Origin of the sequence: Mycobacterium heidelbergense (genome assembly GCF_010730745.1) — a bacterium.
GTDB classification, from domain to species: domain Bacteria; phylum Actinomycetota; class Actinomycetes; order Mycobacteriales; family Mycobacteriaceae; genus Mycobacterium; species Mycobacterium heidelbergense.
Genome location: NZ_AP022615.1, coordinates 1,752,597 through 1,770,721, shown reverse-complemented (window position 1 = coordinate 1,770,721; position 18,125 = coordinate 1,752,597). Strand labels below are relative to the sequence as shown.

General features: G+C 70.7%; 15 protein-coding genes. 7 read left to right on the top strand and 8 right to left on the bottom strand.

What is annotated here, in order from left to right:
• Positions 1 to 8 precede the first annotated feature (8 nt).
• The 3 genes from G6N25_RS08365 to trmB form a co-directional block, all read right to left on the bottom strand.
• Entirely contained in the window at positions 9 to 2,858 is a 2,850-nt protein-coding gene (locus G6N25_RS08365) for an MMPL family transporter (protein ID WP_163672407.1), read from the bottom strand.
• Between the two features lie 61 nt (positions 2,859 to 2,919).
• Positions 2,920 to 3,636, bottom strand: coding sequence for an NYN domain-containing protein (locus G6N25_RS08360; protein ID WP_083076583.1), 717 nt, complete (start codon positions 3,634 to 3,636; stop codon positions 2,920 to 2,922).
• The gene (gene trmB, locus G6N25_RS08355) at positions 3,633 to 4,433 is read right to left on the bottom strand and encodes a tRNA (guanosine(46)-N7)-methyltransferase TrmB (protein ID WP_083076579.1); all 801 of its coding nucleotides are present in this window, start codon (positions 4,431 to 4,433) and stop codon (positions 3,633 to 3,635) included. The genes G6N25_RS08360 and trmB overlap by 4 nt, the downstream gene beginning before the upstream one ends.
• A 239-nt stretch (positions 4,434 to 4,672) precedes the next feature.
• Between trmB and G6N25_RS08350 the strand changes: the two genes are divergently transcribed.
• From G6N25_RS08350 to G6N25_RS08340, 3 genes are all read left to right on the top strand, one after another.
• On the top strand, positions 4,673 to 5,746 hold the full coding sequence (locus G6N25_RS08350; RefSeq protein ID WP_083076575.1) for a hypothetical protein: 1,074 nt from the start codon (positions 4,673 to 4,675) through the stop codon (positions 5,744 to 5,746).
• Positions 5,743 to 7,218, top strand: coding sequence for a hypothetical protein (locus G6N25_RS08345; RefSeq protein ID WP_083076593.1), 1,476 nt, complete (start codon positions 5,743 to 5,745; stop codon positions 7,216 to 7,218). The genes G6N25_RS08350 and G6N25_RS08345 overlap by 4 nt, the downstream gene beginning before the upstream one ends.
• A gap of 176 nt (positions 7,219 to 7,394) precedes the next feature.
• Positions 7,395 to 9,224, top strand: coding sequence for a phosphoenolpyruvate carboxykinase (GTP) (locus tag G6N25_RS08340; protein WP_083076572.1), 1,830 nt, complete (start codon positions 7,395 to 7,397; stop codon positions 9,222 to 9,224).
• A 21-nt stretch (positions 9,225 to 9,245) separates the two neighbouring features.
• Here G6N25_RS08340 and G6N25_RS08335 read toward each other — a convergent pair whose 3' ends face one another.
• A complete protein-coding gene (locus G6N25_RS08335) occupies positions 9,246 to 9,446 on the bottom strand; it encodes a hypothetical protein (RefSeq protein ID WP_142272833.1) in 201 nt (66 codons plus the stop codon).
• Between the two features lie 52 nt (positions 9,447 to 9,498).
• Here G6N25_RS08335 and G6N25_RS24135 point away from each other — a divergent pair, with 52 nt between their 5' ends.
• Positions 9,499 to 9,627 carry a hypothetical protein gene (locus G6N25_RS24135; RefSeq protein ID WP_264055807.1) on the top strand — a complete coding sequence of 43 codons (129 nt, stop codon included), beginning with the start codon at positions 9,499 to 9,501 and terminating at the stop codon, positions 9,625 to 9,627.
• Positions 9,628 to 9,639: 12 nt separating this feature from the next.
• Here the strand turns inward: G6N25_RS24135 and G6N25_RS08330 are convergent, their stop codons facing one another.
• On the bottom strand, positions 9,640 to 12,234 hold the full coding sequence (locus tag G6N25_RS08330) for a helix-turn-helix transcriptional regulator (protein WP_232065725.1): 2,595 nt from the start codon (positions 12,232 to 12,234) through the stop codon (positions 9,640 to 9,642).
• Between the two features lie 121 nt (positions 12,235 to 12,355).
• Between G6N25_RS08330 and fadD4 the strand changes: the two genes are divergently transcribed.
• A complete protein-coding gene (gene fadD4 / locus G6N25_RS08325; RefSeq protein WP_083076568.1) occupies positions 12,356 to 13,885 on the top strand; it encodes a fatty-acid--CoA ligase FadD4 in 1,530 nt (509 codons plus the stop codon).
• Positions 13,886 to 13,887: 2 nt separating this feature from the next.
• Positions 13,888 to 14,856: an enoyl-CoA hydratase/isomerase family protein gene (locus G6N25_RS08320; RefSeq protein ID WP_083076565.1), complete on the top strand. Its 969-nt coding sequence runs from the start codon at positions 13,888 to 13,890 to the stop codon at positions 14,854 to 14,856.
• On the opposite strand, the gene G6N25_RS08315 is transcribed toward G6N25_RS08320, so the two are convergent.
• Positions 14,850 to 15,281 carry a CD225/dispanin family protein gene (locus G6N25_RS08315; protein ID WP_083076561.1) on the bottom strand — a complete coding sequence of 144 codons (432 nt, stop codon included), beginning with the start codon at positions 15,279 to 15,281 and terminating at the stop codon, positions 14,850 to 14,852. The two genes, G6N25_RS08320 and G6N25_RS08315, sit on opposite strands and share 7 nt — an antisense overlap.
• 132 nt (positions 15,282 to 15,413) lie before the next feature.
• Positions 15,414 to 16,580 (bottom strand): acyl-CoA dehydrogenase family protein, encoded by a 1,167-nt coding sequence (locus G6N25_RS08310; RefSeq protein ID WP_083076555.1) that lies wholly within the window; start codon positions 16,578 to 16,580, stop codon positions 15,414 to 15,416.
• Positions 16,581 to 16,589: 9 nt separating this feature from the next.
• On the opposite strand from G6N25_RS08310, the gene G6N25_RS08305 reads away from it, so the two are divergent.
• Positions 16,590 to 17,585, top strand: a complete 996-nt coding sequence (locus G6N25_RS08305; protein WP_142272831.1) for a MaoC family dehydratase — start codon at positions 16,590 to 16,592, stop codon at positions 17,583 to 17,585.
• Here the strand turns inward: G6N25_RS08305 and G6N25_RS08300 are convergent.
• Entirely contained in the window at positions 17,582 to 18,121 is a 540-nt protein-coding gene (locus tag G6N25_RS08300; protein ID WP_083076549.1) for a TetR/AcrR family transcriptional regulator, read from the bottom strand. The genes G6N25_RS08305 and G6N25_RS08300 overlap by 4 nt on opposite strands.
• Positions 18,122 to 18,125 lie beyond the last annotated feature (4 nt).

Here is an 18,125-nt window from a genome sequence, read left to right as displayed (position 1 = left end):
CGCGGGGCCTATAGCCGTCCTTCGCGGCGCAACAGGTCCTGGGCGCTGAGGCCTCCGCCGCCGCGGCGGCGCCTGTCGCCGTTGTCGCCGTGGCCGCCCTGCCCGCGGGCGTTGAGCTGTTCCGTGGCCGCCTCGGTGTCGTCGGCGTCGGCCCGCATGACCGGCAGCGCGGCGGTGGGATCGACCTGGTCGCTCTTGCCCTCGACACCGGAACGGTTGGTCGGGATCGGCATGGCGCGGGTTTGACCGCCGGACGGCGTCGACGGTGCCGGGGGCCGGGTCATGGCCGGCGGGGTGGGGTTGGCGGGGCCGCGCACGTCGGCCGGTCGCTCGCGGCCGGGTGCGACCTGGTTGCCGGGGGCCGCGTTGCCGGGGACGGAGAGGCGCGCCGTTTTGGCCTGCGTCGGTGGCCTCGGCTGCCTGGCCTCGGGCGGGGCGGCGGGGCTCGGGCGCGCCGGGCGCGGCGGCTCCAGCGCGCCGGGATGCGTGGGGTCGTGCGGCGGTCGCGGCGGCGCCGCGACCAGGCTGGCCGCCGCGACGGGAGGCCGGGTGGGCCGCCCATTGAGGGCGGGGCGCTTGCGCTCGTCGGGGAGGTCGATCTCGCCCAGGCCGATCCGGTTCTGCAGGCGCCTGGCCCAGCGCGGGGCCCACCAGCAGTCGTCGCCGAGCAGCTTCATCACCGACGGCACCAGGAACATCCGCACCACGGTCGCGTCCAGCAGCAGCGCCGCCATCAGGCCGAAGGCCAGATACTTCATCATCACCAGGTCGGAGAACACGAACGAACCGGCGACCACGGCAAGGACCAGGGCGGCCGCGGTGATGAGGCGGCCGGTCGTCGCCGTGCCGATGCGGATGGCCTCCGCGGTCGACATGCCGCGCTCGCGTGCCTCGACCATCCGGGACACCAGGAACACCTCGTAGTCGGTCGCCAACCCATATCCGACGGCCACGACCAGCGCGATGATCACCACCATCAGCGGTGTCGGGGTGAAGTTCAGCCACGTCGCGAAGTGCCCGTCGACGAAGATCCACGTCAGGATGCCCATGGTGGACCCCAGCGTCAGGACGCTCATCACCGCCGCCTTGATCGGCAACACGAACGACCCGAACGCCAGGAACATCAACAGCATGGTCGCGGTGATCAGCAGGACCACCATCGACGGAGCCTTGGCGACCAGGCTGTGAATCGAATCCTGAATCAGGGTCGGCGTACCACCGACCAATATGTCGATCCCCTTGGGCGGCGTGATGCTGCGCAGCTCACCGATCTTCTTCGCCGCGTCGTTCGGGTTGACGAGTCCGTTCTGCAGCACCCGCACCGAGGGATCCTTCGAGGCGCCCGGCGCGTAGCTGCGCTCCTGCCACATGTTCGCCGGCTTGTTGTCCTGCTCGCTGAAGCCGCCGATCGTCATCGCTTTGCTGCGCACGTCCGCGACCTGCGCGTCGGTGACCGGCTGATGGTTGGTCGATTGGATCACCAGCGTCAGCGGGTCGGTGCGGTAGCCGGGGAAGAGGCTGTCGAAGTGCTCCTGCGCCTGGCGCACCGAGTTGTCGGGCGGCAGGTATTTCTCGCTCATCGCGCCGAATGACAGGTTGCCCAACGGGATTACCAGCAGGATCATCCCGATGACGATCGGGATGGCGAACGTCAGCGGCCGCTTCATGACGAAGTTGACCAGCTTGCCCCAGAACCCGGCCTCGACCTCCTCGCGGGTCTTGGTCTTCTGTAGCCGATCGGCGAGCCAGTTGAGGTAGGAGCGCGACACCTTCCAGTTGCGCAGGAAAGGCACCCGGAACAGGGTCCGGACGCCGAGCGCGTCGACGTTTTTGCCCAGGATTCCCAGGCACGCGGGCAGCAGCGTGATCGACAGCAGGGCAGCGAGCGTCACCGCCGCGATCAGGGCGTAGGTCAGCGAATGCACGAAGCCCTGCGGCAACAGCAGCAGACAGGCGCCCGACGCGACGATGATCACGGCCGAGAACGTCACCGTGCGGCCGGCCGTCATCACCGTGCGCCGCACCGCCACCTCGGTGTCGTAGCCCTCCGCGATCTCCTCGCGGAACCGGCTCACCACGAAAAGCCCGTAGTCGATCGCCAGGCCCAATCCGACCAGCGAGACCACCGGCTGGGCGAAAAAGCTCACCGGCCCGAAGAGCGTGACGAACCGCAGGATGCCCAGGGAGCCGGCGATGCTCAGCCCGCCCACCATCACCGGCAGGACGGCGGCGACCACGCCGCCGAATACCAGGAACAACACCACCGCCACCAACGGCAGCGCCAGCACTTCCATCCGCTGCTGGTCGGTGGCGATGGTGCCGGCCAGCGCGTTGGCCACCGGCTCGAGGCCGGCGAGCTGAACCGTGCCGCCGTCGAGCTTCTGCAGGTCCGGTTCGATGGCCTTGAAGTTGTTGAGGATGGTGTCGTCGTCGTCACCCTTGAGCGGGATGGAAACGAACGTGTACTTCTTGTCCTGGGTGGCCATGCCCTGCACGATCGGGCTGGTCGTGTCGGGCGCGCGGAGGTAGCCGGCCCATCCCATGACCTGGTCGGGGTGGCTTTGCTGGAACTGGTTGAGCTCGTCGGTGATCCGTTTGGCCCACGCCGGGTCGTTGACGGTCTTCCCGTCCGGAGCCTTGAAGATCGCGACGATGTGGCCGCTGCGGTCCCTGCCGTAGACCTTGTCGCCCAGCACCGATGCCTTCACCGACTGACTGCCGTCGTCGTAGAAACCGCTCTGCGTGACGTGCTTTCCCAGGCTCAGCCCGAACGCGCCGCCCGCGAGGCACAGAGCCACCATGACCCCGATCACGATGTACCGGTATCGGTACACAGTTCGACCCCACCAGGCGAACACGTAAGCTCCTTACTGGATCAGTAACGACCCGCGCAGCGTTTTTCGGTTTTTCAAGCCAGTGTCACACACGCGCGGTCAACAGGGCGGACAGCGGCCGGAACGGCTGCAGCCACGCCCCCCGGTCGGGCAGCGAATCCAGGCCGATTCGCGGCAACGGTTCCCGGAAAACGCCCGCGATGTCCTCCAGGTCGACGAAGTCCAAGGTATCCGACGCTAGCGCCCAACTCGCGTGTTCACGAAATCCGATCACGTGAACGCCGACCCCGGTGCGGGCGATCTCTTCGAGCGGTTGACGGAACGCCTGGCCGTCGGCCGAGGCCACCACCAGGGCGGCGAGCCCCTCCTGACGGCGCCACTCGATGTGGGCGAGCATGTCGCGGTCGACGTCGCTGTCCTCGTCGATCTTCGGCTTGGCGAAGACCGCGAACCCCACGTTGCGCAGCGCGTCCACCCAGGGTCGAACCACCTCGGCGGTGCCGGGCGCGATATTGGTGAAAACGGTGGCCTCGGGCTCGATCACCGCCCCCGGGCGGCCGGCGCTGACCTCCGCCGTGTGGACCAGCAGCCAGCGACCGAGCGCGTCGAAGCGCGGGCGTTCCAGGGCCGTGGGGCGACGACCCAGGATGGAGCCCAGCCCCATGTCGAGGTTGGGGGCGTCCCACACCAGCAAGACGCGCCCGCCCGGCGCCTGAAAGCTGCTCAGCCCCTCGGCGGACAGCACCGACGGCGAGTCGAGGGGTTCCGGTTCCGCTGTGGTCTCTTCGGCCAGCGTGGTCATTGCCTTCTCCAGACGAATTCGGTCACGGCGCTGCCCGCTTCTTGGGCCTTCGTTTCGTATTTGGTCGTGGGGCGGACCACCGAGATCGGCAGTCGGCTGCCCGCATCGACGCGACGCAGCCGCGGTTCGCCCATGCCGACCTCGGCGATGTGCTCGGCGTAGCCGGGGTGGTCGGTCGCAGCGTGCAGGACACCACCAGGGAGTAACCGGTCGGCGATCAGGCCAATCGTGCGCGGTTGCAGGAACCGGCGTTTGTGGTGGCGGGCCTTCGGCCACGGGTCGGGAAAGAAGAGGCGAACCCCGGTCAGCGAGCCCGGCGCGATCAGGTGCTCCAGCACGTCGATCGCGTTCCCGCGGATCAACCGGATGTTGCCGACCTGCTCGCGGTCGATTGCGGACAGCAGCTGGGCCAGGCCGCGCCGGTAGATCTCCACCGCGATCACGTCGATGCCGGGCTCGTCCTCGGCCATCGCCAGCGTGGACGCGCCGTTGCCGCAGCCGATCTCGAGCACCAGCGGCGCCCGGCGGCCGAACCAGGCGTGGGTGTCCAGCGGCTCCAGGCGGCGGGGTATTTCGGACAGGCCCAGTCGCGGCCACAGCCGCTCCCAGGTCTGGCGCTGGGCGCCGGAAAGAGCGGAACGCCGCGAGCGGAAACTCGTGGCCGGGAGGTAGTGCTCTTCGGGACGGTCCGAATCGGGGGCCTCGCGCGCCGGGGCCATGCGTTCTCCAGTCTCCAGGCCAGCCTCCCGCCCCACCGGTGCATCGGGACACGTCCCGAGCCCGGGTTGCGCGTGCATTCGTCCATGGTGGCCCATGAACCCCCGATGTAGCCGCCCCTGATCCAGATTGATACCCAACAGTTGCCTTCGACTGGTAACAGATAAACGGTGGCTCGCATCTCGGTGACGTAGGTGCCACCATTCGATGAGACCCGGTCGTCCGTCCGGCAAACGGCGATAGCCTCGGCGACGGCCCCTCATCCGGTGGCGGCAACGCGGACAGGTCGATCGGGACGATCGGATCGAACGGGTAGGACATGACGGGACAAGGGCACCGAACCTTCGCCGACGAGCTGGCGCGCTTTGCTGCCGGCCGCGGCGACCCGCGCGTGACGGCGATCGCCGAACGGGCCGCCGCGCCGCTGCGGGTGGCCGTCCGCGGCCGCCCGGGCGTGGGGCGCGGCACGGTGGCGCGGGCGCTGGGCCGCGCCGGGATCGCGTCGGGGATCTCGATCACGACGGACGCCGCCGACGTCGTCGCCTACGTCACCGCCGAGGTGGTCAAACCCGAGGACGGCGCGGCGATCGCCGCCGGGCGCCCGGTGGTGGCGGTGCTGAACAAAGCCGACCTGGCCGGCTCCCTTTCGGGCCGGGCCGGCGACGGGCCGATCGCGGCGGCACGCCAACGCTGCGCCGAGTTCTCCGCGCTCGTCGGCGTCCCCATGGAGCCGATGATCGGGTTGCTCGCGGTCGCCGCGCTGGACGACCTGGACGGCGCGCTGTGGGCGGCGCTGCGGGCGCTGGCCGACGATCCGGGCGGCGCCACCTGCCTCGACGGTTCCTATGCCGGGTTCCTGGCGGCGGACATCCCCGTGCCGACCGAGTCGCGGCTGCGCCTGCTGGACACCCTGGACCTGTTCGGCACCGCGCTCGGCATCGCCGCGGTCCGGCGGGGCGGGACGCCCGCACAGGTCCGGGCCCTGCTGCGCCGCACGAGCGGCGTCGACGCCGTCCTGGCCAGGGTCTGCGTCGCCGGCGCGGAGGTGCGCTACCGGCGGGTGCTTGCGGCCGTCGCGGAATTGGAGGCCCTGGCCGTCTGCCACGACGAGATCGCCGGGACGATCGGCGGGTTCCTGTCCCGCGACGACACCGTGGTCGCCCGCATGGCGGCCGCCGTCGACCTGGCCGAGGCGGCCGGGCTGGACCCCGCCGGCCTGGACGGCGACGGTCCGGACGCGCACCTGCCCCGCGCGGTGCGCTGGCAGCGCTACAGCCGTGAAAGGGTGGGGCCGGTGAGCGACCTGCACCGCGCCTGCGGGGCGGACATCGCCCGGGGATCGCTGCGGCTGTGGTCGCGGGCCCGCGCGTCGGCGCCGGGGGTGTCCCGGTGAGCCGCGACGCCGGCGACGACCCGGCCGCCCGGGTGGACGCGCTGGTGGCGACCATCGGGCCGCGGCTGGATTCGCCCGCCGTCCACCGCCGCGACGTGGTGTTGGTGGCCGGCCCGTGGATGGCCGGCGTCACCGCGGTGGTCGCGGCGCTGCGCGAACGGCTGCCGCAGCACAAGTTCGTCGAGTCGACGGACCTGGGACCCGGCGACGCACCCACCGCGGTGGTGTTCGTCGTCTCCGCGGCCGCCCAGCTGACCGGGTCCGACTGCGCGCTCCTGGATGCCGCGGCCGAACACACCGACGTGGTCATCGGCGTGGTGTCCAAGATCGACGTCCACCGCAACTGGCGCGACGTGGTGGCCGCCGACCGCGACATCCTGGCCGCGCACGCGCCCCGCTACGCCCAGGTGCCCTGGGTCGGTGCGGCCGCCCTGCCCGACCTCGGCGAGCCCATCGTCGACGACCTGGTGGGGGCCGTCGCGGCGCGACTCGCCGATCGCGATATCCCGCGACTGAACAGGTTGCGCGCGTGGGAATCCCGGCTCCGCACGGTCGCGCAGCGGTTCGACCGCGACGCCGAGGGCGCCGGCCGGCGGGCCCGGGTCGACGCGTTGCGTGAGGAGCGCAGCGCGGCCCTGCGGCAGCGGCGCCAGGCGAAAACCGAACGCACCATCACGCTGCGCGGCCAGATCCAGCAGGCCCGGGTCCAGTTGTCCCACTTCGCGCGCAACCGGTGCTCGTCGGTGCGCACCGAGCTGCAAGAGGACGCGGCGAATCTGTCCCGGCGGAACATGGCCGGCTTCGAGGCGCACACGCGCGGCCGGGTCGACGAGGTGGTCGCCGACGTCAGCGAGGGAACCACCACCCAGCTCGCGGACGTCGCCCAGGAGCTGGGCGTGCCGGCCCTCCACAACGCCGAGGACGAGCTGCCGACCGTCGAGATGCCGCCGCCGCCCCTGAAATCGCGGCGCCAGGAAGCCTGGCTGATGATGCTGCTGGGCGCCGGGTTCGGGTTGGGTGTGGCGCTGACGCTCGGTCGCCTGGTCGGCGGGCTGGCCTCCCGGCTGGGTCCCGGGCTGGCGATCGCCGGGGCCGTGGGGTGCGCGGCGATCGGGCTCGCGGTCACGTTCCTGGTGATCCACATCCGCGGACTGCTGCGCGACCGGGCGTTGCTGGACCGCTGGGCGGGCGACGTGACGTCGTCGCTGCGGTCGGTGGTCGAGGAGTTGGTCGCCACCCGCGTGTTGGTCGCCGAATCGGTGCTGAGCACGGCGCTGATCGCCCGCGACGAGGCGGAGAACGCGCAGGTGGCCGATCAGGTCAGCACCATCGACAGCGAACTGCGCGAGCACGCGATCGCCGCGGCGCGGGCCGCGGCCGTGCGCGACCGGGAGATGCCCACGGTCCGGGCCGCGCTGGACGCCGTGCGCGCTGAGCTGGGAGAACCGGGCGCGGACGGCGCTCCTGCCTGACGCGCGGCGAGGTTTCTGAATCGTTGTTGTGAGAAGGCTTATACCCGCCCGAGACTTCCCCGACAAGTCGATCACGATAACCTGTAGCTAACGCCACCATGTCAACAGTTGTGTGGGCGAACGCATACGCAAGCGAGAGACGCCGGTAAAAAGGCAAAAGAATTCAGGAGAGTTCGATGACTTCAGCGACCATTCCCGGTCTGGACACCGCTCCGACAAATCACCCGGGCCTGCTGGCGTGGGTGGAGGAGGTCGCCGAGCTGACCCAGCCGGACCGGGTGGTCTTCGCCGACGGCTCCGACGAGGAGTTCAACAGGCTCGCCGCCCAGCTGGTCGAGGCGGGCACGTTCACGAAGCTGAACGAGGAGAAGCACCCCAACTCCTACCTGGCGTTGTCCGACCCGTCCGACGTGGCGCGGGTGGAGTCGCGGACCTTCATCTGCTCCGAGCGCGAGATCGACGCCGGGCCGACCAACAACTGGATGGACCCCGCCGAGATGCGGTCCACCCTGACCGACCTGTACCGCGGCTGCATGCGCGGCCGCACCATGTGGGTGGTGCCGTTCTGCATGGGCCCGCTGGGCGCCGACGACCCCAAGCTGGGCGTGGAGATCACCGACTCCGAATACGTCGTCGTGTCGATGCGCACCATGACCCGGATGGGCAAGGCCGCCCTGGAGAAGATCGGCGACGACGGGTTCTTCGTCAAGGCGCTGCACTCCGTCGGGGCTCCACTGGAGCCGGGTCAAAAGGACGTGGCCTGGCCGTGCAGCGACACCAAGTACATCACCCACTTCCCGGAGACCCGGGAGATCATGAGCTACGGCTCCGGCTACGGCGGCAACGCGCTGCTGGGCAAGAAGTGCTACTCGCTGCGGATCGCCTCGGCGATGGCCCACGACGAGGGCTGGCTCGCCGAGCACATGCTGATTCTCAAGCTGATCTCCCCGGAGAACAAGGCCTACTACTTCGCGGCGGCGTTCCCGTCGGCGTGCGGCAAGACCAACCTGGCGATGCTGCAGCCGACCATCCCGGGTTGGCGCGCCGAGACGCTGGGTGACGACATCGCCTGGATGCGGTTCGGCAAGGACGGCCGGCTGTACGCGGTCAACCCGGAGTTCGGCTTCTTCGGGGTCGCGCCGGGCACCAACTGGAAGTCCAACCCCAACGCCATGCGCACCATCGCCGCCGGCAACACGGTGTTCACCAACGTCGCGCTCACCGACGACAACGACGTGTGGTGGGAGGGCCTGGAGGGCGAGCCCCAGCACCTCGTCGACTGGAAGGGCAACGACTGGTACGCCGGTAAGACGGAAACCCCTGCGGCGCACCCGAATTCGCGGTACTGCACGCCGATGTCGCAGTGCCCCATCCTGGCGCCGGAGTGGGACGACCCGCAGGGCGTGCCGATCTCCGGGATCCTGTTCGGCGGTCGCCGCAAGACCACGGTGCCGCTGGTGACGCAGGCGCGCGACTGGCAGCACGGCGTGTTCATCGGCGCCACACTGGGTTCCGAGCAGACCGCCGCCGCCGAGGGCAAGGTCGGCACGGTTCGCCGCGACCCGATGGCCATGCTGCCGTTCCTGGGCTACAACGTCGGCGACTACTTCCAGCACTGGATCGACCTGGGCAAGAACTCCGATGAGTCCAAGCTGCCGAAGGTGTTCTTCGTCAACTGGTTCCGCCGCGGCGACGACGGTCGCTTCCTGTGGCCGGGCTTCGGCGAGAACAGCCGGGTGCTGAAGTGGATCGTCGACCGCATCGAGCACCGGGCCGGCGGCCGGACCACACCGATCGGCACGGTGCCCGCGGTCGAGGACCTGGACCTCGAGGGCCTGGATGTCGCCAGCGGCGACGTCGCCGAGGCCCTGGAGGTCGACGCGAGCGAGTGGCGCGAGGAACTGCCGTTGATCGAGGAGTGGTTCGAGTTCGTCGGCGAGAAGCTGCCCACCGGCGTCAGGGATGAGTTCGCGGCGCTCAAGCAGCGGCTGTCCGAGTCGACGTAGCGCCCCACCCCGCGCGGCATCTCACGCGCCGCGCGAGCCGCGCCGCCGCCGACCGGCCCTGATCGGCGTCACCGTCGCCAGGGTGTCCCGCTCCTCCTGCGCGTGGAGCGAGGGGTGCGACGTGCCGTACTTCTTGATCAGCCGATCGCGCTTCTTGTCGAAAAGGTCGATCACGACCGCGGTTGGTGCCCCGTCCCGTCGACCCTGATTGTGGTTGAGCACCGGAGACCTCCTCGAGCGTTCGGCCGCCTGCCGCGGCGCGTGAGGCCACGCTATGGCGGTGATCCCCGCGCGCACATCCGTAGTCGGGTACGCGATTTCGCCCGTCCCGGCCGCCACCGGCGCGGCGACCTACTCGGTTCCCGGATACGCGCCCGCGCCGTCCGGGACGGCCACCGCGTAACTTCCTACGCGGTCACGCGCGGGCGGCCCGTCGCATGAATTCCGCCAGGGCTTTCCGGTCCCCGACGCCGAGCTTGGTGCAGGCGTGCAGGATGTGGCCCTCGACGGTTCGCGCCGAGACCACCAGCCGCTCGGCGATCTCGCGGGTGCTCAGTCCCGTCGCCAGCAGGTTGGCGATCTCACGCTCCCGCGCGCTGAGCGGCAGCGGCTGGGCGGCCGCGCCCAGCGCCGGGGTCCGCAGGCCGCCGCAGCCCTGGGCGATGCGGTCGGCGTTGGCGGCCGCCTCGGTGGCCCGGCGGCGATCGTCGCGGGCGCGGAACATCTCCGCGGCCTGGGCGGCCGCGTCGGCGGCGCACAACAGCGCCCCGATCTGCTCGAAACGCTCGCTCGACGCGCACAGGGCCACGGGATCGCCATCGCGTAGCGCCGCGCCGTAGTCGGCGTACGCGCGCGCCAGGCAACCGTCGACCACCGCGGTGGCGTTGACCAGGCGTGGGAGTGAGGCTCGGTCCCCGAAGCGGGCCGCGGCGACGAGGGCCAGCGTTTCGATCGCCCGCTGACCGGACTGGCGGGCCAGGTCGGCGGCGTCGATCGCCGCCGCGATGGCCCCGGTGACGTTGCCCTGCGCCGCGGCGAGCCAGGCGTCGACGATGCGCAGCTGCGGGCGAAACGCCGCATGCTGCGCGGCCGATCGGCTGTGCAGTTCGGCGATGGTCGCGGCGGCCGCCTCGACGCGGCCGAGCCCGCAATAGGCCTGGGCCAGAGACATTCTGGGCATGCTCCACCAGGCGGCCGACTCGGTGGTCAGCGCCGCGACGGTCTGTTCCATGCGCGACGCCGCCACCGCGAAGCGCCCCCGCGCGACGTCGACGGTGCCGGCCGACATGTTGTCCAGTCCCCAGTCGAGGTATTGGTGGGTTGAGAAGATCCGGCCGCGGTCGGCCAACCGGGCGTCGGCGGCGTCGAGTCTCCCGGTCAGGACCAGGGCGCAGACCTCGGCGTAGGCCATCAGGTGTCGCAACACCCCGTCGACCTCGCGTTCGACCCGGCGGCCGCGCTCCGCCAGGGCGGCGACCTGATCGCCTTGCCCGGTCAGCGCCAACGCGAGGCCGCCGCCGAACACCGCCCACCCGAGGGCGGCCGGCGGCGCCGCCGGATCGGCCAGCACGCCGCGGGACAGCTCGGCGGCCTCCTCCAACCGGTTCGCCAACGCCAGGGAACCCGACGCCAGCCCGTCCACCACCGGCCTCAGCCTGGGATCACGGACGCGGCGGCGCAGCAGCGCGAGCACGTCGTCGGCGGCGTCGGTGTCGCCCATCGACAGTTGAAGGTTGACGACGCGCGCGACGCCCCAGCCGAGCAACTCGGCCTCGTCCATCGTGTCCGGGTCATAGGCGCTCAGGGCGAGGTCGGCCTCCACCGATTTGCCTTGCCACAGCAGCGATCTGGCCAGCAGTTCGCCGGCGGCCAGGCCGCCCCCGCCGTCGACGGCGGCGCGGGCCAGGCGCTCGCCCAGGGTGACGTTGGTCAGCGCGATCGCGTCGTCGGCGGCCTCAACGAGCATGTCCGAGGTGGGGCTCGTGTCGCTGTCCAGCGTCAGCTCGGCCAGCCGGATCCGCTCGCTTGGCCCGCGGATCGGCTTGGCGGACAACGCCCGGACGAGTTCGCCGCGCAATCGGCGGGCGGCGGCGACGCCGAGGCGTCGCCGCATGACATCGCTCAGCAGCAGCTGGTTGAACTGCACTTCGCTGCCCTCGGTGATGCGGATCAGGCCCCGCCTTTCGGCCTGTTCCACCGCGCCGGCGCCCGCCAGGCCGATCAGCGTGTCCAGGTCGAGCGGTTCGCAGAACGCGAGCAGCCCCAACGCGCGCGCGACCTCGTCGGGCAGCTGCGCGATGCGCTCGTCCACCAACGACGCCAGTTCCTCGCGCACCACGGCAGGCCCACGCAGCTGCCAGATCCCGCGGACCTGCCGCAGCGTGCCGGCCTCCACCGCCCCCTCCACCAGTTGGCGCAGCAGCAGCGCGTTGCCGCCGGAGTCCCGCCACATCACGTCGGCGCTCAGCCCCTCGACCGGCCCGCCCAGCACCCGTTCGACCAGCTCCACACACTGCTCCCGGCTGAACGGCCGCAGCTCGATGCGCCGCAGGTAGCTGTCCTTCCACAGCGAGGTGATCGCGTCGGGCACCGGCTGGTCGGCCCTGATGTTGGCCACCATCGGCACCGATCGCTCCAGCGCCAGCTGGTGCACCAGCGTGGCCGACAGGTCGTCGAGCAGGTGCGCGTCATCGACACCGAGCACCGTGCCGCGATCGGCGGTCAGCGCGTCACGGGCCGCCGCCAGGCAGGCCACGGGGTCGCGGGTGGTCGCGGCCCCGACCAGGTAGGTGAACGAGCCCAGGGGGATGCTGCGCGACGATTCCGTTCCCGCCACCCAGCGCACGCGATTGGGCAGTGACTCGGTGACGTCGCGGGCCAGCGTGGTCTTTCCCACGCCGGCCTCCCCGACCACCACGACGCCGGCGGTGCGGCTTTGTTGGGTGAGGGCAGCGCGAACCGCCGCGAACTCCGGCTCGCGGCGTACCAGCGGCCAATCCTCGACATCCACCAGAGCCAGAACTCTACAGATCGTCGTCCGCGTCCGGGTAGCGCGAGCAGACGCGGAATCGCACGTCCGGGCCCCGGATCGTGCGATTCTGCGTCTGCTCGGCCGGCGCTACAGTCGGCGTATGGAGATCCGCCCCCATATCGGCGCGGGCAAACCCGCCGTCATCCTCCACCCCTCCGGCACGGTGATCACGTTCGACGAGCTGGAGGCGAGGGCCAACCGACTGGCGCACCGGTTCCGCGGGGCCGGCCTGCGCGAGGGGGACACCGTCGCGATCCTGATGGAGAACAACGAGCACATCCACGCGGTCATGTGGGCGGCGCGGCGCAGCGGGCTGTACTACGTGCCGATCAACACCCACCTGACCGCGGCCGAGGCCGCCTACATCGTCGACAACAGCGGCGCCAAGGCGATCATCGGGTCGGCGGCGCTGCGCGCGACGTGCGCCGGGCTGGCGGAGCATTTACCGGGCGGGCTGCCGGGCCTGCTGATGATCGCGGGCCCTTTTTCGCGGGGCGACCTCGACGGCTGGGAGCGCTACCCGGAATGCGTTGCGGACCAACCGGATACCCCCATCGACGACGAGCGCGAGGGCGACCTGCTGCAGTACTCGTCGGGCACCACCGGCCGGCCCAAGGGGATCAAACGCGAACTGCCGCACGTCCCGCCCGCCGAGGCGCCCGGCATGATGTCGGCGCTGGTCGGCTTCTGGATGACCCCCGAGTCGGTCTATCTGAGCCCGGCGCCGCTGTACCACACCGCGCCGTCGGTATGGTCGATGAGCGCGCAGGCCGGCGGCATCACGACCGTCGTCATGGAGAAGTTCGATCCCGAGGGCGCGCTGGACGCCATCCAGCACTACCGGGTCACGCACGGCCAGTTCGTGCCGGCCATGTTCACCCGGATGCTGAAATTGCCTCAGGCCGTTCGTGATTCGTACGACCTGTCCAGCCTGCAGCGGGTGATGCACGCCGCCGCGCCGTGCCCGGTCGAGATCAAGAAGCAGATGATCGACTGGTGGGGGCCGATCGTCGACGAGTACTACGCGTCCTCCGAGGCGATCGGATCGACGTTGATCGGCGCCGAGGACTGGCTCGCGCATCCGGGGTCGGTGGGCAAGCCCATGGCGTGCCAGATCCACATCCTCGGCGAGGACGGCACCGAGCTGCCGCCGGGCCAGCCCGGCGAGATCTACTTCGAGGGCGGGTTCGCCTTCGAATACCTCAACGATCCGACGAAAACCGCCGCGGCACACGACAAGCGCGGCTGGGTGACGGTCGGCGACGTGGGCTACGTCGACGACGAGGGCTACCTGTACCTGACCGACCGGCGCCACCACATGATCATCTCCGGCGGGGTGAACATCTACCCGCAAGAGGCCGAGAACCTTCTGGTCACCCACCCGAAGGTGTTGGACGCGGCCGTGTTCGGCGTCCCGGACGACGAGATGGGCCAGCGCGTCGCGGCGGCCGTGCAGACCGTCGATCCGGCCGACGCCACCGACGAATTCGCCGACGAGCTGCTGGGCTGGCTGCGAGACCGCTTGGCGCACTACAAATGTCCGCGGTCGATCGCGTTCGAGGCGCAGCTGCCGCGCACCGACACCGGAAAGCTCTACAAGAACGGGCTCATCGAGAAGTATTCGGTGTGACCATGCTCCGCGTGGTCCACGTGTCCGACGGTCCCGATGCCCCCGCGGCATCGCCGCCGGGCGTAGTCGTCGCGGTCGGCTCGGCCGCGGACATCGCGACGGCCGAATACTGGCCGCGGGCAGCGACTTTCACGCTCACCGAGGACCCCTGCGCCGACCGCAGGGCGGTCACCGTCGATTCGGTGCCCGAAGCCCTGGCCGAGCTGACCCGGCGCTGCCAACGCTGGCCGCACGCCAGCGCCGTGTGCGACGACGTGCTGCGCGCGATCGACCCCGAGGGCCCGACGCTGGCCGGGGTGGTCACCGAGTCGTTGGCCTACTCGACCCTGCAGGCCGGGCCGGAGTTCGCGCGCTGGCTCGACGAGCGCGGCCCGGCCCGCATGCCCGACATCGCCGACCCGGTGCAGGCGGGGCGCGACGGCGACACCCTGCGCGTCGCGTTCAACCGGCCGCGGCGCCACAACGCGTTTTCCACCGACGCGCGCGCCGCGCTGCTCGAGGCGCTGACCGTCGCGCAGCTGGACCCGTCGGTGACCGGGATCGTGTTGAGCGGCAACGGGCCGTCGTTCTGCAGCGGCGGGGATCTCGCGGAATTCGGCACGTTCGCCGACCCGGCCAGCGCTCACCTGGCCCGCACCCGGCACAGCCCCGCCCTGGCGCTCGACGCGCTGGCCGCCAGGCTCGGCCGGTCGTGCCGGGCCGAGGTGCACGGCCGGGTGCTGGGCAGCGGATTAGAGATGGCGGCGTTTTGCGGATGGGTTGAGGCGCGCGACGATTCGGTGTTCGGGCTGCCGGAACTGGGTCTGGGGCTGATCCCCGGCGCCGGCGGCACCGTCAGCGTCACGCGCAGGATCGGCCGCTGGCGCACGGCGTATCTGGTGCTGTCCGGGCGCACCGTCGATGCCGATACCGCACTCGCCTGGGGGCTGGTGGACGCGACTTACGTTGGCGCCCAGGGCGTTGCTCAGTAGCCGGGGAACGTCGTGGTGGTGGTCGACGGGAGGTTGGAGACGGCCACCGCGAAGATGAAAACGTACAAGATGCCGATGATCACGTAGACGACGGCGCCCACGATCGCGGCGATGATGGCCCACTTCTTGGCGCTGTCGGCGGCGGACTGGGCCTCGGGGTACCGCCCCTGGGCCCACAGCCCAGACACCTTGGTGGAGTAGACGATCGAGACGATCCCGAGCGGCAGGCAACACAGGACCGTGGACAGGATCGCCCAGACGAGGTAGTTGTCGGGCTCGCGCTGGCCTGGCCAACCCGGCTGCGGGGCCGGCCAACCGGGCGGCGGCTGACCCTGCCAAGCGGGCGGCTGTTGCCCCTGCCATTCCGGGGGCTGCTGGCCCTGCCATTCCGGGGAACCCTCGTACGGCCCAGGGGGATAACTCATGGCGACTTGCCTTCCCTTGGTTCCTTTCGGGACCAATAACGTTCACTCCCGCGCCGCTTTGCTGGTATGAGAAGTCAGGCAAATATACAGCACACGCCGACGCCGGACCGGGAGATCCGGGGTGTTGCTGCCCTAGATCCCGCCCCGGGCGACCAGCTGCCCGGCGATCACGTTGCGCTGGATCTCGTTGGTGCCCTCGCCGACGATCATCAGCGGCGCGTCCCGGAAGTAGCGCTCGACGTCGTATTCGCATGAGTAGCCGTATCCGCCGTGGATGCGCATGGCGTTCAGGGCGATCTCCATGGCCGCCTCGGAGGCGAACAGCTTGGCCATCCCGGCCTCCATGTCGCAGCGTTCGCCGCTGTCGTAGCGCTCGGCGGCGTAGCGGGTGAGCTGGCGGGCGGCGGTGAGCTTGGTCGCCATGTCGGCCAGATAGTTTCCTATCGACTGATGTTTCCAGATCGGCCGCCCGAAGCTCTCCCGCTGCTGGGCGTAGGCCAGCGCGTCCTCGAGCGCCGCCGCCGCCACGCCCAGGGCCCGCGCGGCCACCTGGATGCGGCCCGTCTCGAGCCCCTTCATCATCTGCGCGAAGCCCTCGCCCATCCGGCCACCCAGGACCGCCGACGCCGGCGCGCGGAAGTCGTCGAACGACAGCTCGCAGGCTTCGACGCCCTTGTAGCCCAGCTTGGGCAGGTCCCGCGACACCGTCAGGCCCGGCCCGTGTTCGACGAGCACGATCGAGATCCCCGCGTGCCGCGGGGTGGCCTCGGGGTCGGTCTTGCACAGCAGCGCGATCAATCCCGAGCGGCGCGCGTTGCTGATCCAGGTCTTGGAACCGTTGATCAGCAAGGTATCTGGGCCGTCCGGTAGCGCGGTCGTCGTCATGTTCTGCAGGTCCGAGCCGCCGCCCGGTTCCGTCAACGCCATGGTGGCCCGCAGCTCGCCCGTCGCCATCGAGGGCAGGTAGGCCCGCTTCTGCTCCTCGGTGCCGAACAGCGCCAGCAGCTTGGCCACCACGGTGTGCCCGCCCATCGCGCCGGCCAGGCTCATCCAGCCGCGGGCCAGCTCCTCGGTGACCCGCACGTAACACGGCATCGACACCGGTGACCCGCCGTACTCCTCGGGAATCGCCAGGCCGTAGACGCCGATCCGCTTCATCTGCTCGATCCACGCCTCGGGGTAGGCGTTGGCGTGCTCGACCTCGCGGACGCTCGGTTTCACGTCGCGGTCGACGAATGCGCGCACCGTGGCGACCAGCATGTCCTCTTCTTCGTTCAGCTCACTGCTCACCTGTGCCATATTGGCCCCGTGACTTATGCGCGTGTACGCGAGGGCGGCCCCTACTTCGACGACCTCTCGGTGGGCCAGGTGTTCGACTGGGCGCCGGCGGCGACGCTCTCGGCGGGGCTGGCCGCCGCCCATCAGGCGATCGTGGGCGACCGGTTGCGGCTGGCCCTGGACACCGACCTGTGTGCGGCGGTGACCGGCTCGCCGGGGCCGCTGGCGCATCCGGCGCTGGTGTGCGACGTGGCGATCGGGCAGTCGACGCTGGCCACCCAGCGGGTCAAGGCCAACCTGTTCTACCGCGGCCTGGTGTTTCACCGCTTCCCGCTCATCGGCGACTCGCTGTACACGCGCACGGAAGTGGTTGGGCTGCGGGCGAATTCGCTCAAGCCGGGCCGGGTGCCGACGGGGATGGCGGCGCTGCGGATGATCACCATCGACCAGGCCGACCGATTGGTCCTCGACTTCTACCGTTGCGCCATGCTGCCGGCCGGCCCGGACTGGAGCCCCTCTGGCGCGGCCGCCGACGACCTGTCGGCCGTCGGCGCCGACGTCCCCGGCCCCGCCCACGATCCGACCGCGCAATGGGACGCCGACGCGTTCCGGAACAAGGTGCCCGGCCCGCACTTCGACCCCGGGCTGGTGGGCGCGGTGCTGCGCAGCACCGGGGACGTGGTCACCGGCGCGCCCGAACTCGCCAGGCTCACGCTGAACATCGCCGCGGTGCACCATGATTCGCGTGTCGGCGGCCAGCGCCTGGTCTACGGCGGGCACACCATCGGGCTGGCGCTCGCGCAGGCCAGCAGGCTGCTGCCGAACCTGGCGACGGTCCTGGGCTGGGAGTCCTGCGATCACACCGGCCCGGTGCACGAGGGGGACACCTTATATAGCGAGCTGCACGTGGAAACCGCCCGCCCGACCGACCACGGCGGCGTGCTGGGGCTGCGGTCGCTGGTCTACGCGGCCGGCGATCCCGACCGTCCGGTGCTGGACTGGCGTTACAGCGCGCTGCAGTTCTAACCGGCGCCGCGGGCCCACGCTTCCAGCGAGCCCGGCAGGTCATGCCGGTCGGCTTCGTGCGGGATGCCCAGGGCGGCAAGGACGTTGAGCAGCATCCCGGTGGACAGGAACCGGGTGACCTCCGTCGGGTCCTCGCCCGTGACGTCGGCGACCATGCGCCACAGGCTGGCCAGGTGGTGACGGCCCAATTCGCGGCCGCACGGATCGTCGGGCGCGGCGGAATACAGCTGCAGCTGAAACTGGACGTATGCGGAGTCGGTGATCAGCTCCCGGTAGCGGCGGCCCATCGCGGTGATCGCGTCCGGCCCGGTGAGTCCGCGTGCCGATTCCCGCAACGAGTCCTCGGTGTGCCGAAAGGACCGCTCCACGCACTGGAGGAAGAGGTCGCGCTTGCCGGCGAAAAGCCGAAACAGGTACGGCTGGGACACGTCCGCGCGCCGGGCAATGGCCTCGGTCGAGGTCGCACCGAAGCCGCGGTGCGCGAACTCGATGATCGCCGCGTGCAGCACCTCCTCGCGCCGGTCCTCGGCGCTCATCCGC